The organism is Natrinema sp. LJW11, assembly GCF_056135975.1.
The window spans coordinates 668,715-684,738 of record NZ_JBWBDM010000001.1 but is presented as its reverse complement, the minus strand read 5'-3'; the positions used below and the strand labels follow the sequence as shown (position 1 = coordinate 684,738).

Genomic DNA, 16,024 nt, shown 5'->3' with positions numbered 1-16,024 from the left:
AACGCACGGGAAATCCCTCGTGCGGGTTGGTGATCTAGTTGGTTATGATACCTCCTTCACACGGAGGAAGTCGGCGGTTCAAATCCGCCCCAACCCATCGAATTTTCGACTGATTCCGAGTGACCGGTTTTCCCGAATTCACGCCCTCTACCGACAAGTTCACTACAAACCTGACGGCAAAGTACATAACCAATCCAACAGGGATCTTGTCGACCCCGTTGCAGTGTCACGGTCTCCCGCGAAGACTACGGTATACTATCAGATAGTGCATCAGAGTAGCGTATGGGAAATGGTGCAGAACGGGCCTCAAGAGAACTCAGTTGGGAGGAGATAGAAAATAGTGGTATTCCGAGCTTATCGAACTTTTCGTGCGGTTGGTCGGCAGATGAGTGCGTGTGGGCGATTCAAATATTAACTACGACAACGTTGTAGAACTATTTTTGCCGGTACTGTCTGATTTGGTGCCTCGGCTGGCGTCAATCCGTTACGTGACTGACGCAGTCGTTGTAATAGTGTTCTATTCATACAATTTAACATCTACCGCTCGCTCGAGTGTCCACCCGCGAACTGTGGATACGGTCAACTCTTCCCTTCACTGTCTGCCACCACTCTTCGATGAGACTTCGGTCGACGTAATCGGGTTGACTGATCGCCCATACTCGGGAGCTGGCAGGTAGTTACCATAGCAATCGACGTGAAACACTGCGTCCGTGAGATCGTGTTTCTCGGCCACTCAATACGGGAACGTGGCAGCTAACTCGGTAGCTCGCCGTTCGGAGACGGAGACGTGGAGCGGCAGCTTTGATTCGATATTTATTGTATTGTATGTACAAGACTGGTCCCCGTTTGGTTAGGGGCCTTAGCACTGGCGACCCGCGGCTTCCCGTGCGATATTTCGATGCCCGTTTCCTCGGAGACAGCGCTCGGACTGAACCGATGAACTCGAGCGCCGAGCGCGCGTCAGCGTGAAGCGCGTAATTCCGTTCTTTCAGACGGTTTTCTGTACCGACCTACCGGCGCGACCGCTGGCCGATCGCGGTCGCGCGGGAACTGACAGACAGCAGACCGTATCAGCGGTTTTGCTCCGTTCCGGACCCCCTGTCCCCCGCCTCGGAATCGTTCGGGTACCGAAGGTACCTTCCTGATAGCCGCGTCGACATACCGGGACGCGACCATCGCCGGATCACCCGTAGTCACACCACACCGCGGGCGATCTGTTCCACGAAAAGCGGAAATCACACCGAAGTCTCTGATTCGAGACGTGAACACCGTCTCACTCCGCCTCGGTCGGAGAGAGCACGCTGTCCGACCTGTACCTATATGTTCCTCGAGTAACGTTTCAGCACGTGATGGGGTGGCAGCACACGGTCTACGCCTATCCGATCCTGTTCGCTACTGCCGTCTCACTCGGGCTGGGGGCGTACGCATTCAGGAGCCGACGCGAACACGATCACAGCCCGGTACTTCTCGTATTCGGGACGATGAACGTTGCAGTGGCTATCTGGACCGGCTTTTCCGCGATAAAACTCCTGAGTACGACCCCGGAAATGAAGTTTCAGCTGTACAGACTGCTGTACGTCGGAAGCGAGTTGATCGCCCCGCTGCTCCTCCTCTTCGCGCTCGCGTACACCGATCGAACGGACTGGCTGCGTCGCCGCGTCGTCGTCGGGTTATTTATCGTTCCGGTCGCGTTCTTGCTGCTCCTCTTTACGAATCCGTACGATCTCGTTATCGTCGAAACGCGGATCGTTGAGATCGACGGGATAGTCGTCTGGCGTGCGGAAAACGGCCCCGCGTACGTCGTCCTCAGTTACGTGTACGTGTTGACCCTCGCAGTGCTCGCGCTCGGAATCATCGTCCACGAAGCCGTCCGTCTCGGCCGTTCCTATCTCCCGCAGGCAGCGCTGCTGGGGATCGCCATCGTCACGCCGATGACCGCGAGTTTCCTCACCTCGGCCGGCGTGGCACCGTTCGACCACGACGGCGTCAACCTCGTGCCCGCCACGGCAGCAGTTTCGTCGATCGCCCTCGGAATCGCGACGTTCAGGTACCGTCTCCTCGATCTCCCGCCGATCGCGTACTCGACCGTCGTCGAACGCTCTCCGGACGGGGTCCTCGTTCTCGACTCGGCCGAGCGAATCGTTCACGCGAACGAGACCGCGTACTCGTTGCTCGGACTGTCGGCGTCTATCGTCGGCCGACCGGCCGATGCTGAACTGCCGGCGCTCGACGTGACTACCGCGTCGAGTCGGACGGTCGAGGTTTCCTCGGACGCCGGGCAAACGGAGTATCTCAACGTGCGGTCCCAACCGCTCCGACGACACGACGACGTCGTCGGTTGGGTACTCGTCCTGAGGGACGTCACCGAACGACGTCGACGGGAACGCGAACTCGAGGCGTTTACCGGGGCGATTTCCCACGACCTCCGGGCACCGTTACGAACGACGGAAGACTACCTTCGATTGCTCGACGAGTCGCTCGAGGAGACGGTCGACGAGGACTGCGAGGAGTTGATTGCGGTCGCACGGCGAAACAATCGACGCATGCAGGAGATGATCTCCGGGTTGTTACGGTACTCCCGAATCGGGCCATCGGCGGCAGCCTTCGAGTCGGTCGACTGCGACCGGGTCGTCTCGGCCGTTCTGGAGGCGCTTCGGTTCGAGATCGAGGAGCGAAACGCGACCGTCGTCGTCGGGGATCTGCCGACCGTTTCGGGCGTCGAACACCTGCTCCGGCGACTGTTCCAGAATCTACTGGAGAACGCACTGACACACGCCGATAGCGGCTCACCGGAGATTCGCGTTACGGCGAGTCGACGAGACGATGCGTGGCGGTTCAGCGTCCGCGACGACGGTGGCGGGATCGAACCCGACGAACTCGACCGGGTCTTCGATCTCTTCACGCAGGGATCCGGCACCGACCCCGAGTCGGGAACCGGGATGGGGCTCGCGATCTGCAGGAAAATCGTCGAACAACACGGAGGGACGATCGAGATCGATTCGGAACCCGGGGAGGGTACCGAGATCGCGTTCACGATTCCCGATGGCGAACGGACGAGAACGCCGGAGTCGTGGTGAGGCCGACTCGCGGACCGTCGGCCCCTGCGGCCGGTTCCGAGCGGCCGGCTTCGCTACGATCTGCCGACCCGCTCGAACGTCGTCGTCACCGTCGTTCCGGCGGCACAGGTGTCCTCGACTTCGATCTCGCCGTCGACGTCTTCGATGACGGTCGTGACGAGATACGGTCCGATCCCCATCCTCGCTCCGTCCTCGTATCGGGAGGACGGATCGACGAATAGTTCTCGCTGAGCGTCGGGGAGCCGAACCCCGTCGCCGGCGATCGCCACCGACGCCCGGTCGTTCGATGCGTCGACGCTGACGCTCACGGCTGACGATTCTCGGTGTGCGCGATCGACGACCGTCGACAGGAGGTGCGTGAACGCCGACTCGAGCATCGGCGAGCCGTAGACCGTCATCGGCTCGTCGACCGCGTCGGTTCGGTCGATCGTGATCGGGGCGTCGGACTCCCGTCGGACTCGCGTGACCGCCGCGTCGAGCACCGCGTTCAGATCGCGGGGCTCGCGTTGCAGGTCGTCCGGCGACAGGACGTCCATCAGGCCCGCTGACGTGTCCGTGAGTTCGACGAGGTGCTCGGCCGCGTCGAGCAACGCCTCGAGAGCCGCTTCGTCGTTCGCGTCGACTCGGTCCCGAAGCTGGTCGCCCCGACCGACGATCATGCTCGCGTCGTTTCGGATGTCCGTTCTGATGATCCGGTTCAACAGCGCGAGTCGATGGTTTCGGTCGAGGAGTTCGCGCTGATTCCGCTTTCGTTCGATGGCGTAGCGGAGCGTGCGAACGAGCACCGTCGCGGTGATCGTTCCCTTGACCAGATACTCCTCAGCGCCGCGCTGGATCGCTTCGACGCCGATATCGCCCTCGTCGTGCCCGGTCAGCACCACGATCGGCACCGCCGGTGCGTGCTCGACCATCCGATCGACCGTCTCGAGCCCCGAGCTGTCGGGCAGCATGAGATCGAGGAGGATCGCGTCGGGCGTCCGTCGCTGCACACGATCGAGTCCGTCGCCGAGGCGATCGACGCGATCGAGTTCGTCGATCACGAGCGGCCCCGTCGTCTCTCGAGGTTCGGTCTCCGACTGGTAGTTGACCACCAGCCGCTGGACGAATTGGGCGTCGTCCGGGTTGTCCTCGACCAGCAGGAGGTCGACGCCGCGTTCGTCCCCGGCAGTCATAACTCCGATCGCGTGACTCCAGCGGAAAATCTCCGAGAGGCGATCACGACTCGTCTCCGAATGCGGTTGACGGATGTTCGACTATTCCGTCGTCGCATCAGTATCTGAACCATGTATACGTTAGTGACTGTTTACTCGGACAACAATTTTATAGCTAGGGGTGAAACGAGACGTATGGGCCGACCACGGGTCGAAGCCTCGGCCGATTTCCACGTGGCACTCGATGTCCTGTCATTGCTCTCGAATAAATGGCATCCGGTCGTCGTCGTCGCGCTGACCCATCACGGTCCCAGCGGATTCAATGATCTCCTGGAAGTGATCCCCGACATCTCTGGGAAAGTCCTCTCCGAGACGCTCGAGGCGCTCGTCGAGGCGGAGCTGGTCGAGCGGACCGTCATCAGCGAGTCTCCGCTTCGGGTCGAGTACCGGCTCACGAGCGCCGGAGCAGATATGGAACCGATCTTCGACGCGCTCTCCGAGTGGGGAACGCGCCACCTCGAACCGAACGCGCCGACGGTTCTGATCGCGGACGGTGACCGGCGGCTTTTGGACATGTACGGCGAGTGGCTGAGCGACCGGTACGAGGTAGCGCGTGCGTCCGACGGGCGAACGCTCGAATCCGCCCTCGAAGACGGACCGACCGTCGTCGTCTTCGAACTGGGACTTCCGGGAGCGGCTCCCGACGACGTGATCGAGTCGGTCGGCGACCGCCGTCGGACGATCGCTCTCGTCGGTGACCGACCGACGTTCGATCTCCTCGCGCTCGAGTGCGACGACGTGCTCCGGAAACCGATCGTTCGGGAGACCGCGATCGAGGCGATCGAGACGCAGTTAGGGCGGATCGGGGAATCCGACGAACAGCGCGAACGGGCGTCGGTCACCGCCAAACTGTCGTTGTTTCGGTCGGTGTACTCCCGAGACACGCTCAAGTCGAATCCGCGGTACCTCGAGGCTCGTTCTCGGCTCGAATCCCTCGAGGCGGCGGTCGACGACTGACGCGGGAACGTCCCCGTCGACGAGCCGACCGGCGGTTTTCGTGACGGTCGCCACGCTCGTATCGGTTCGTCTCATCGGCGGTTCTCCACCCGTGTTCGGCACGTAGTCGTCGGTTGTGTCGTTCGATACGCAATCGGGGGCGAGACGCCCGAGGTCGTAACTTACCTTGGACTCACCTCCGAGCTTACGGGCGGGTTAGCTTGCGTTTAGTATGCTTCGATTCGTGTGACTGTCACGAGGGAAAGGGAAAATGGTAGGTTCACATCTCGAGCCGGTGACGGAGCGATCTCGGGACGAGCGATCGGGAGACCGAACCGAGTCGACGACCGACGATCGAAACACGAACGGGGACGCGTCGACCACGTCGAGCGATGGTGCGGAGGGATCGTCGACACTGTCAGTCGATGACGTGTTCGGGATTTTATCAAACCGCCGGCGTCGACACACGATCACGTATCTGAACGAGAACGGGGGCGAACCGGTTCCGATCCGCGAGCTCGCCGCCTCCGTTGCCGCTCGGGAGAACGACACCTCGGTTCAGGACGTGACGTACAAGGAGCGAAAGCGAGTGTACACGTCCCTCCACCAGTTGCACCTGGAGAAGATGGACGATTTGGGTATTATCGAGTACGACGGGGACAGGGGGCTGATCGAACGGACTGAGCGGACCGAACGATTCGGGACGTATCTCGACTCGGTCGCCACTGACAGTATCGCGTGGTACAGCGTCTCCCTCGCGGTCGCGGCCTGTTGTCTGGTCGGTGTCGGTCTCGCCTGGTCCGGAGTGGTACCGATCGTTTCCCGGTCCGGATTCGCCGTCGCGTTCTTCGTCGCGGTCGTCTTCGCACTCGTCTCGAGCGCCCACGCCGTCGACGCGCGTCGAGACCGGTGACGAACGAGGCTCACTCGTATCGTGGTCGCTGCAATTACCTGTACACCTGATCGCACGGCTGGAGCGCGGTTCGGAGCGGCGCGGTTCGGAGCGAACAGAGTGAGCGAGAACCGCGAGGCGAACGGTGAGCGAAGCGAGCCGTGAGCGACCGTCGGGAGCGGGAACCGCGCGGCGAATCGCGGGATCTTCGATCCCGCGAACCGTGCGAACGAGCACGGAGTGCCCGTGAGCAGACGGAGAACGAAGTGACCCGTGAACGAACGGAGTGAGCGATCGCCGGGAGCGAAAACCGCGAGGTGAACGGGAGTGCATCGCCGCAGTCGGTACTATAACTTCGGGACGGCGTTGCTCGAGGATCTGTCCAGCGGGAGGTAGTGAGATCCGCCGGGCGAGTTATACGGTCTGTTGGAACGATGTCCCGGTGCTATCGCGAGACGGTTCGCGGTTGCTCCGGGACGGACTGACAACGGTCCGTATCAGAGGGGCCTACGATCGAAGGATTCGCAGTAGCGATCCGCGTTTTTGCCAGAGTTGATAGCCCGTCGAGAATCCGAAGAGAACGAGAAACGCGACCCCCCAGAGGAGCGGATCCACGATCGCCACGCCGGGTAACTCCCCCAGGGACGCGACGACGGCGAAGAGACCGACGACGCCGAGCGACCGATAGTATTCGGCCCAGCTGAGGCCGACCGGGGTCTCGACTTCCATATACAGCGAGATGTGACGCGCCCCGTCTCGAGCCGTGACGACCTTTCGATCGTCGTCGTACTCGACGACCCCGAGCTCGTCCAGCCGCGGGAGGTGCGTTTGATGGAGCGAGTTGTAGACGCTCTCGCGGACGTTTCGCGGGGCGGGTGACGTGCCCGATTCCGCCGACGCGACCCGTTCCGAGAGTTCGCGAACCGTGATCGAACCGCCCGCCCCTCTGAGTTGTTCGAGCGCTTCTCGTCGGCGTGCGCTGCTCAACACTTGATGAATCTCTCGTTCCGGAACTGCGAGTGTTCTCGATAACATCTGTCGGTATCCCTCCCCGCTAGTGGGGAGAGTGGATCCGGGATCCGTATGTATGAGCGATATACCGGATCGCAGGACTGTGTTGCCGGTCGTGACCGCGCACCTGCGCTCGAGTATACCTGGTATACCTCACTGAGTCGGTCGGCCGTCGGCCGGGACGAAACCGGCGCCGTCGCCGTCGGTCGTCGCCCGGTTCGGTCCGACTATCCCCGGATAACGACCGATTAGATCCATCAAACCGCCCGTTCGCGACGCCGAACCCGGGATAGAACGCTTCGAATCGGTCGTTGAGTGGCATCGAAGCACCTCATAGATAAGGAGTGTACGGCTGTGGAATAAATCAGCCCCTCCGGGCCGAATCGACGGAATCGATCGCGGACACCGGGCGGGGAACCAACCATGACGGATAAACAGATACACTCGCTGTCCAGGCGGCAACTCCTCGGTGGCGTCGGCGTGATCGGCGTCGCATCCGCGGGGGCCGGCCTCGGCACGACCGCGTACTTCAGCGACGAGGAATCGTTCGATGACAACACGCTCACCGCCGGCGAACTCGACTTGCTCGTCGACTACGAACTGTCCTACGATCAGGGAAGCGCCGGTTCCGGCGGGACGAGCGGAACGATCAACGGCGACGTGCAGGTCGTCGACGAAAACGGCGACGACGTCGCGGAGGGCGATGCGGTCTCACTCACGCTCGACGACGTCAAGCCCGGTGACAGCGGCGGGGCGGAATTCTGTTTCCGGATCATCGATAACCCCGCGTACCTGTGGCTCAATGGCGAGCTGACTGCCAACGACGAGAACGGGTACACGGAACCGGAACCCGAGACCGATAGCGACGGGGACGTCAACGATCCCGGCGAACCGGACGGAACCGGCGAACTCGCGGACAGCATCGAAGTCGCGCTCTACTACGAGGGCGACGATCCGGCCACCGACGCGATCGTCGAGGGAACGCTCACCGAGGTGCTCGCCGCGGCGTCGAACGGCGTCTTGCTCGACGGCGACGGTGCCTACGGCGTCGAAGCGGGGGAGCAAGCACCGTTCGACGGCGGCGAAGACGCGGAGAACCCCTGCCTGTACGTCGACTGGGAGATTCCGGTCGAGGTCGGCAACGAAATCCAGACCGACCTGGTCGAGTTCGAATTCAGCTTCTACGCGGAGCAGTCGCGTCACAACGACGGCACGAACAACCCGTACAGTAGCTGATCGAACCGCGTCCCAATCACGCACCACTTCACCCACGTGACGGACCGAGCGCCTGCCCGGCAGGCTGCGTCGGCCGATACCGGCCGTTGCGGCGGTTCGACTCCGCCGGTGGGCTTTCCCCTGACGGGGAGCGACAAATCATGACAGAAGACAAGTACGGTCTGTCGCGGCGCCAGCTCCTGGGCGGACTCGGCGCGATCGGCGTCACATCGGCCGGCGTCGGCCTCGGCACGACCGCGTACTTTAGCGACGATGAAATGTTCGGAAACAACAGTCTCGCATCGGGAGAGCTCGATCTCCTGCTCGACTACAAGACCACCTACCACGGTGGCCCGGGCCGTCTGGAGGACATTCGGGAGATGGGGTACGACGATGCGGAGGAACTCGAGGACGAAGCCGGGACGTACCTCCTCGAGGAGGTTCCCGACACCGGCGATATCGAGAACTGGGACGAGTACGTCCTGGAGAACGGGTTCTGTGGGGAAGACGCCCGTGAGATGCTGGTCAACGGCGAGGAGGTCGCACCGATCCGCCTCGAGGACGTCAAACCCGGAGACTCCGGTTGCCTGTCGACGAGCCTCCACCTCTGTTCCAATCCGGGTTACATCTGGATGAACGGCGAACTGGTGGCAAACGACGACAACGGGGTGACCGAACCGGAATCGGCGGTCGACGACACCGGCGGCGAGGGTGAGGGCGACCTCGCCGACGCCGTCGAAACCCGCGTCTGGTACGACGAAAACTGCGACTGCGAGCTGGATCGTGAGGGAGCGGACGGCGGCGAGATCGACGTCGTCCTGGTCCTCGACCGGTCCGGATCGATGTCCGGATCGATGAGCGCGATGACGAACGCGGCGAACGGGCTCATCGACGAACTGGGGAGCAGTGCGAACGTCGGTCTCGTCAGTTACTCGACCAGCGCGTCGCTCGATCAGGAGTTGACCGGCAGCCACGGCGACGTCCAATCGGCGATCAACGGGCTGTCGGGAGGCGGGCAGACGCACATCGTGGACGGAGTGGAGACTGCCCGAAACGAGCTGTTCAACGGTTCGAACGCTCGGAGCGGTGCCGACAAGATCATGGTCGTGATGTCCGACGGAGAACACAACCAGAGCGGCGATCCCGTCGTCGCTGCGGACGACGCGAAAAGCGACGGCACCGAACTCTACACCGTCGGATTCGGGTCGGCGGACGCCTCGACGTTACAGTCCATGGCGAGCAATCCGTGGGACGTCCACTACTTCGATGCTGCAGACGACGACGAACTGATCGATGCCTTCAGTCGGATCGGTCAGGCCATCGCCGGCGAACGAGTCATCTTCGAAGGGACGCTCGCGGAACTCGCGGGAATCCTCGAGACGGACCTCGGGATCCCGCTCGACGGCGACCGGGAAACGGAGTACGACGAGCTCGAGGCGGGCGCGCCCGCGGCCGGCGACGGCGAGGGACGTGCGTGCTTCGAACCGGGCGTGACGACGTGTATAAGTCTCGAGTGGGAACTGCCGGTCGACGTCGGAAACGAGGTCCAGACGGATTCGATCGCGTTCGACGTCGGATTCTACGGCGAGCAGTGCCGGCACAACGACGGCGCCGGATCGACGGCGGACTGACCGACGGTGAGGACGGCTCGATGAGCGGCCGTTCTGGGTCGACGGCCCCGACAGTCAGATTCCGGTTCCGAACCGGTATACTCGGTATACGGGCCAGTATACTCGATGTGCGAGCCCGTATAGGGATCATACATATCGGGTAGTGGTACCCAGAGACCCGACGAGAGCGACACCGAATCGATGGAAAGGGGATCCATGTACGAAACGATCGAACGGCGGAGACGACGTCGTCTGCTGAGCGCCGACGAGGCCGCTCTCCAGCCGATCGGGACGAAACGGGAGCGATCCGAATCGATTTCGAACAATCGTAACGCGGTCGGTAGTCGCCGCGACGGACTGAGAACGGTGAACGATGACGGATAAGCGAGCGTCCGATTCCGATACCGACGGAGCCGACGATCGGGGGAACGACGAGGCTGCCGATCGAGGAAGCGACGGTACCGGAAATCGGGGATTCGTTTCCCGCAGGCGACTGCTTTCCGCGCTCGGCGCCGCCGGAGCGACCGGAATCGGAACCGGAGTCGCCGCGGAGCAGTTTCTGGGCGATACCGAGCGGGCCGGGATCGGCCTCGAGGCCGGAGCCTTCGACTTGCAGGTCCAGTGGGACGTCCTCGAGGGGCCCAGGACGGGGCACAGTGGTCGCAGCGACGGAGCGGTCCGGATTCCGATCGAGTACGACGCCGATCACCGGCGCGGTGCCGTCCGACTCCGCGTGGCTCACGCGGCCGTCGACGGGAACAACCCGGCGGCGATCTGGCTTCGGGGGTCGTGTCCGGAATCGCTCGGAACGCTCGGAGAAGTCGCGACGGTCACGCTTTCGGTCGCCGACTGCGACACCGGTGAGCCGACTCGACTCCTGACGAGCGGATCCATGCGCGACGTCTTCGAGGATCTCACGACCGGGCTCGCCCTCGACGGGGCTCCCGAATCCGACGGGACGGACTGCTTGCAGCCGGACGCGCCGGTGTGTCTTCGCCTCGAGTGGGACCTCGAGGGCTACGTCGGCGGTGAGTCGGCGACCGTCTCGCTCGCGGCGATCGGTAATCAATGCCGACACGACGGACGGTCCTCCCCGCCGTTTTCGGCGGGCTCCGGTTGCCCGCCCGCAGATTCGTGTCCGTGCTGTCTCGACGTCGGGAAACTCGAACTCGAGGCGGGCGGCCCATCGGGGATCGGGGAGAACGCGATCGAACCGGGCACCTACTCGTTTACCGAGGGAACCGCCGAATACGAGCTGCGAGTGACGGACACCGAATCGACGGGGAGCGACGAGACGGTTGCGGTGGCGTTCGAACTCGTCTCCGACGACGGTGCGTCGGCTCCCGATCTCTGTCGCGTCGACATCGCCGGCGGTCCGGGGTCGGGTCCCGGCCCCGGAACGGAAACGTACAGGCACCCGGGCGGGGGTCCGTTCGGGGCCTCGACGGGTGACCTGACGGATGCGTCCGGCGGACTGCTGTTCGCCCGACGCTGGACCGGAACCGGTGACGCCCCGAACGATTACCACGCGATCAGCCACGTGACGGTCGCGGTCTGTGCGGCCGACGGGAGGTGCGACTGACATGAACGACAACGACACGACCGACGGATCGACTCGAGACGGGAGCCGATCAACGGCGAACGGTGTGGGATCGATCGACGAACCGCTGCCGGTCGACACCGCCGAGGCGAGTGCGGATCCGCCGGAGGGGTCGACCGATGGGCCGCGGCCGTCCGGTGTCGACGGGGCGACCGAGATCGAGGCCGATGAACCGACCGAAACCGACGGATCGGCCGACTCGGCCACACCTCGAGGACTCGGAGAGCTTCGATCGATGATCTGGCCGGCGGCGCGGATCGGCGGTCTGATTCTCCTCGTCGCGCTCGTTTTGCCGTTCGTCGCGTACGCCGTTCCGCAGGTCGCCGGCGCTGAGCACAGCTTCGTCGTGCTCTCCGGCAGTATGGAGCCCTCGATCTCAACCGGAGACGTCGTCCTCGTCGCCGGCGTCGAACCGGACGCGGTCGAAGAGGGCGACGTGATCACCTACCAGCGCTCCGAGGGCGAAAGTCCCACGACCCACCGTGTGATCGAGGTCGACGACTCCGGCAACGACGTGCAGTTCCGAACGAAAGGAGACGCGAACGAGGATCCAGACCAGACCGCGATTGCCGGCGACCAACTCATCGGTCGGGTGACCGTTACGATCCCCGCGATCGGTCACGTGATCACCTTCGTCAACACGCCGGTCGGATTCGGATTGCTCGTCGCGCTCCCGCTCGTCTCGTTCGTCCTCTCCGAGGCCTGGGAACTTCGTTCGAAGCGTCGGAGCGACGACTCGGACGAACCAGAAGCGTCGGCCGGTCCCCGATCGGACGGCAGGGTCGAACCGTCCGAAACCGGGATCGACGGCTCTCGAGAGGGCGGATCGACCGCGACGGAAGGTGGCAATTCGACCCAGCCGACGGATCCGCCACCGGCGTCGCAGTCGACGGACCGATACGTCGTCACGAAATCGGACCTACTGTATTCGGTCGGTGTTCTGGCGGTTCTCGTGGGGTACAGCGGGTGGACGATCTATACGACCGTCCTTCGAACCGGAGCGCCCGGGGTCGTCTCGATGACGGTGTTCACCGGTTCGGCGACGACGCTCGTCCTCGCACTCGCGGCGCGCTCGAGGCTCCCCGACGGGTCGGACCTGGACGGGACGGACCCGAACGACTCGGGACCGTCGACCTCGACTGATTCGGACGCGTCCGACTCGGACGACGTGGTCGAACCGGTTGCGACTCGCGGTGAAGCAGACGATCACGACGTCGCCACGGCTGGGGAGAGACCGCAGAACGGACCGTCCCCGTCGACGTTCGAATGGCCCGATACGGACGAATCATCGGCAGTCACGCGAGTCGATTCCTCGAACCAGATCGAGGCTGACGCACCGAGCCCCGGGACGGGGACGGCCGTCCGCGGCGATGCGATCGACGGCGGCGGACCTAGCGGTGATACCGATGACGAGTAAGCCCATCGTTGCGACGCTGGTTGCGATCGTGTTCGTCGGCAGCGCTCTGAGCGTCGGCTACACCACGGGCGCGTTCACCGACACCGAAGAACTCGAGGTCACCGTCGCCGGCAACGTTTCAATTGACGAGTACGCGGGTGGCCCGCCCGGCGGTGACGCTCGTGGTCCCCCTGACGACCGCGGCCCTCACGACGCAGAGACGGATCGTGCGGCCGGTTCGGCAGCGACAGCGGGATGCGACGGGGACGGACGCCTCGAGAACGGAACGACGGACGGCGGGACGGCTACAGCGTCGAAACGTTGTGACGGAACTCTCAGCGAGACCGACCCGAAGACCGACTCCAACGAGAGCAGTGATACTGACGAGAACGAGACTGCAACGAACGCTATCAAAGCGGACGGTGGAGCGGGTGAAACGGACGATAGATCGGATGAAATGGACAGCGGAGCCGGTGAAACGGCTGGTGGCGCTGTCGGACTGGACGAGGGCGATGCTGACGCTACAGGCGCGGCGGGAAATGAGTCGGACGGACTGACCGACGCAACCGATAGTCGCCCGACGAACGACAGCGTCTCGAACACCTCGAATCGAACCGAAGCTGCCGACGCCGGAAACGTGAGCGCCAGCGCCTCCGGTGAGGAACAGACGAACACGTCCCACCGCGATGGCAACTCGACCGTCGATGGCAGCGACGGAGACGGGGAACCCGCTCTCGAAAGCACAACTGACGACGAAGATGAGAACTTCGTCGAAGAAAACGAGTCCGGTGACGGAAATGCGTCCACCAGTGAGACTGCGACCAGTAGCGGAAGCGAAGACGACTCCAGTGGTACCGGAACCGATCCGAGCGAATCCACCGTCGCGCGAGAAGCCGCTGGCGGATGATATAGAAGCACCGCGGGCACCCGTTTCTCTCGATCGTCTCTTCGCCGAACGAGGACCGCTGAATCAGCCGGTTCCGTAGTCCCGACGGCTCCGGGAATCAGTGATCCCGGTGTGCTGACTCCCGAGAGAGAAACGCCGAGAGGATCGCGGTGTGGACCGTCCGGAGGTCCGTCTCTCGGATCGTGGCGGCCGCCTGAAAGCGTTCGCGAGCGGTGGCGACCGTTTGGGGCTCGGCCGCGAGATGAGCGAGGACGAACGCGTCGGAATCGACGCCTCGAGGGGCCTCGAAATCCGCCTCGTCGTACAGTTCCGCGAAGTCCGCCACGACCGCCGAAACGAACCTGTCGGTTGCGTCGGCCCCCGGATCGCCCGCGGGGACCGTCGAGGCGGTCGGATCGAAGTACTCCTCGTAGTCGACGACGCCGGCATCTTCGTACAGGAACTCCTCGAGTGCGTCGAAGACGTCCTCCGAGAGGTAGACACCGAACAGTTTGTATCCATCGGCGGCCATCACGCTGTGGTTCCGCGTCGAACCCCATCAAAGGTAGCCCTCGAAGACCGCGACGGTCGTCGGACGGTCGCTCGTCGGATCGTCGTCGCGTCGCGGTGACACGAGTGCGCAGTTCCGACGGAAAGCCGGCGCGACGCGCTCGAATCCGCGCAGATTGCGACGGGATCGAGCCCGATGGGGTGTTGATCCGTGGCCGAGCGGACCCGCAGGACGTGACTCTGGCGGCCGACCGATGCTGACATCACCGACCGACATACTCAAACGGCTGTGTTGCCTGTAGTACGACACAATGATGCTGCCAACGCACGCGCTCGTCGGGCTGGCTCTCGCCCTCCCGCTTGCCGCCATCGCCCCCGAATTCGCCGGCGTCGCGCTCACCGCCGGCCTGGTCGGCGGTATTCTCCCCGATCTGGATATGTACGTCGGTCATCGGAAGACGCTGCACTATCCCGTCTATTATTCGGTGCTCGCTCTCGCGGTCGCTCCGTTCGCGATACTCGTCCCGACGACGGCGACGATCGCCGCGACGCTCCTGTTGCTCGGTGCGGCCGTCCACAGCGTGATGGATATCTTCGGCGGCGGGTTGGAACTGCGGCCGTGGGAGGCGACCTCGAGCCGCGCCGTCTACGACCATCGTCGAGGGCGGTGGCTCGCCCCGCGTCGCTGGATCCGGTACGATGGCGCGCCCGAGGACTTGCTGCTCTCACTCGGTATCGCCGTCCCGCTGTTGATCGCTCTCGACGGCGTCCTCCGCTTGATCGTGGGAGCCGCGCTGGTCGTCGCGGTCGGTTACACCGCCGTTCGACGGCTGCTCCCAACGATCGCTGAAGTCCTCGTCGCGGGATACCTGGTCCGGACGCTCCCGGATCGCCTCCTGACACTCCTCCCGGCTCGATACGGACCCGAACGCGGTAAGTGACCGACCCCTGTGCTGGTAGTGACCGCCGACCGCCGCCAACCGCGGGCTCGTCTCCTTTCAGTATCGTTATGCACCTCGACTACAATCTGCCACCCAACCAATGCAGACATCGGTGGCCAGAGAGGCTGATCGCGGTGTCCGGTACGCGATCCTCGCCGTCCTCGTCGTCGGTTTCCGTCGGCGTGATCCGGGGGCGGTTTTCAACGCCGTCGTCTCGATCGCGGCGACGTTCCTCCCCGGAGCCGTCGAACGCCGGTACGACGTGACGTTCAGGCCGTGGCAACGTGCGTATCTGAGTACGGCGATGCTCACCCACACCGTCGGCATGCTGGGTCCGTACGACGACCTCTGGTGGTGGGACCACGTTACTCACACGCACTCGGCGACGATTCTCGGTGGACTAACCTTCGCCGCGGCTCGTCGCCGCGGGCGCGACCCGCGGTCCTGGGTCGTCGCCATCGTCGCCTGCGCCGGAGTGCTGTGGGAGGTCGGCGAATACGGTATTCACGCGACCGCCACTCGCCTCGGGCTCGAACCCGTGCTCGTTTCCTACGGGGCGGCCGACACGTTCTTCGACCTCGTCTTCGATATCGTCGGCGCTCTCGTCGTGGTCGTACTCGGTGACTCTCTCCTCGAGAACCTGATATCGACCGACGAGAACCTGTCGTCGGCTCCCGACTCTCGGCCCTGACGACGGACGGGTGGTTCGCCACCCGGTCGGTCGACTCCGGTCGGCGCC

At 63.7% G+C, this 16,024-nt stretch carries 13 protein-coding genes and 1 tRNA gene; 11 read left to right on the top strand and 3 right to left on the bottom strand.

What is annotated here, in order from left to right; genetic code table 11:
* Positions 1 to 23: 23 nt before the first annotated feature.
* A tRNA-Val gene (locus AC0QDI_RS03315) sits at positions 24 to 97 on the top strand.
* 1,252 nt (positions 98 to 1,349) lie between these two features.
* The gene (locus AC0QDI_RS03310) at positions 1,350 to 3,077 is read left to right on the top strand and encodes a sensor histidine kinase (protein WP_474665203.1); all 1,728 of its coding nucleotides are present in this window, start codon (positions 1,350 to 1,352) and stop codon (positions 3,075 to 3,077) included.
* Between the two features lie 53 nt (positions 3,078 to 3,130).
* Here the strand turns inward: AC0QDI_RS03310 and AC0QDI_RS03305 are convergent, their stop codons facing one another.
* Positions 3,131 to 4,249 (bottom strand): response regulator, encoded by a 1,119-nt coding sequence (locus tag AC0QDI_RS03305; RefSeq protein WP_474665201.1) that lies wholly within the window; start codon positions 4,247 to 4,249, stop codon positions 3,131 to 3,133.
* A 174-nt stretch (positions 4,250 to 4,423) separates the two neighbouring features.
* On the opposite strand from AC0QDI_RS03305, the gene AC0QDI_RS03300 reads away from it, so the two are divergent.
* On the top strand, positions 4,424 to 5,245 hold the full coding sequence (locus AC0QDI_RS03300) for a winged helix-turn-helix transcriptional regulator (protein WP_474665199.1): 822 nt from the start codon (positions 4,424 to 4,426) through the stop codon (positions 5,243 to 5,245).
* A gap of 250 nt (positions 5,246 to 5,495) precedes the next feature.
* A complete protein-coding gene (locus tag AC0QDI_RS03295) occupies positions 5,496 to 6,137 on the top strand; it encodes a DUF7344 domain-containing protein (RefSeq protein ID WP_474665197.1) in 642 nt (213 codons plus the stop codon).
* A 486-nt stretch (positions 6,138 to 6,623) separates the two neighbouring features.
* On the opposite strand, the gene AC0QDI_RS03290 is transcribed toward AC0QDI_RS03295, so the two are convergent.
* Positions 6,624 to 7,106, bottom strand: coding sequence for a DUF7344 domain-containing protein (locus AC0QDI_RS03290; RefSeq protein ID WP_474665196.1), 483 nt, complete (start codon positions 7,104 to 7,106; stop codon positions 6,624 to 6,626).
* A 444-nt stretch (positions 7,107 to 7,550) separates the two neighbouring features.
* Here AC0QDI_RS03290 and AC0QDI_RS03285 point away from each other — a divergent pair, with 444 nt between their 5' ends.
* The 5 genes from AC0QDI_RS03285 (at position 7,551) to AC0QDI_RS03265 (ending at position 13,855) form a co-directional block, all read left to right on the top strand.
* Complete coding sequence (locus tag AC0QDI_RS03285) at positions 7,551 to 8,363, top strand: SipW-dependent-type signal peptide-containing protein (RefSeq protein ID WP_474665194.1); 813 nt, start codon at positions 7,551 to 7,553, stop codon at positions 8,361 to 8,363.
* 140 nt (positions 8,364 to 8,503) lie between these two features.
* The gene (locus AC0QDI_RS03280; RefSeq protein WP_474665192.1) at positions 8,504 to 9,973 is read left to right on the top strand and encodes a vWA domain-containing protein; all 1,470 of its coding nucleotides are present in this window, start codon (positions 8,504 to 8,506) and stop codon (positions 9,971 to 9,973) included.
* A gap of 352 nt (positions 9,974 to 10,325) precedes the next feature.
* Positions 10,326 to 11,534: a hypothetical protein gene (locus AC0QDI_RS03275; protein ID WP_474665190.1), complete on the top strand. Its 1,209-nt coding sequence runs from the start codon at positions 10,326 to 10,328 to the stop codon at positions 11,532 to 11,534.
* A 1-nt stretch (position 11,535) separates the two neighbouring features.
* A complete protein-coding gene (locus AC0QDI_RS03270; protein ID WP_474665188.1) occupies positions 11,536 to 12,969 on the top strand; it encodes a signal peptidase I in 1,434 nt (477 codons plus the stop codon).
* Entirely contained in the window at positions 12,959 to 13,855 is an 897-nt protein-coding gene (locus tag AC0QDI_RS03265) for a hypothetical protein (RefSeq protein ID WP_474665186.1), read from the top strand. Before AC0QDI_RS03270 ends, AC0QDI_RS03265 begins: the two co-directional genes overlap by 11 nt.
* A gap of 97 nt (positions 13,856 to 13,952) precedes the next feature.
* Here the strand turns inward: AC0QDI_RS03265 and AC0QDI_RS03260 are convergent, their stop codons facing one another.
* Positions 13,953 to 14,366: a hypothetical protein gene (locus tag AC0QDI_RS03260; RefSeq protein WP_474665185.1), complete on the bottom strand. Its 414-nt coding sequence runs from the start codon at positions 14,364 to 14,366 to the stop codon at positions 13,953 to 13,955.
* 289 nt (positions 14,367 to 14,655) lie between these two features.
* Here AC0QDI_RS03260 and AC0QDI_RS03255 point away from each other — a divergent pair, with 289 nt between their 5' ends.
* A complete protein-coding gene (locus AC0QDI_RS03255) occupies positions 14,656 to 15,285 on the top strand; it encodes a metal-dependent hydrolase (RefSeq protein ID WP_474665183.1) in 630 nt (209 codons plus the stop codon).
* Positions 15,286 to 15,385: 100 nt separating this feature from the next.
* The gene (locus tag AC0QDI_RS03250; RefSeq protein WP_474665181.1) at positions 15,386 to 15,976 is read left to right on the top strand and encodes a DUF2238 domain-containing protein; all 591 of its coding nucleotides are present in this window, start codon (positions 15,386 to 15,388) and stop codon (positions 15,974 to 15,976) included.
* The last annotated feature ends 48 nt before the right edge of the window (positions 15,977 to 16,024 follow it).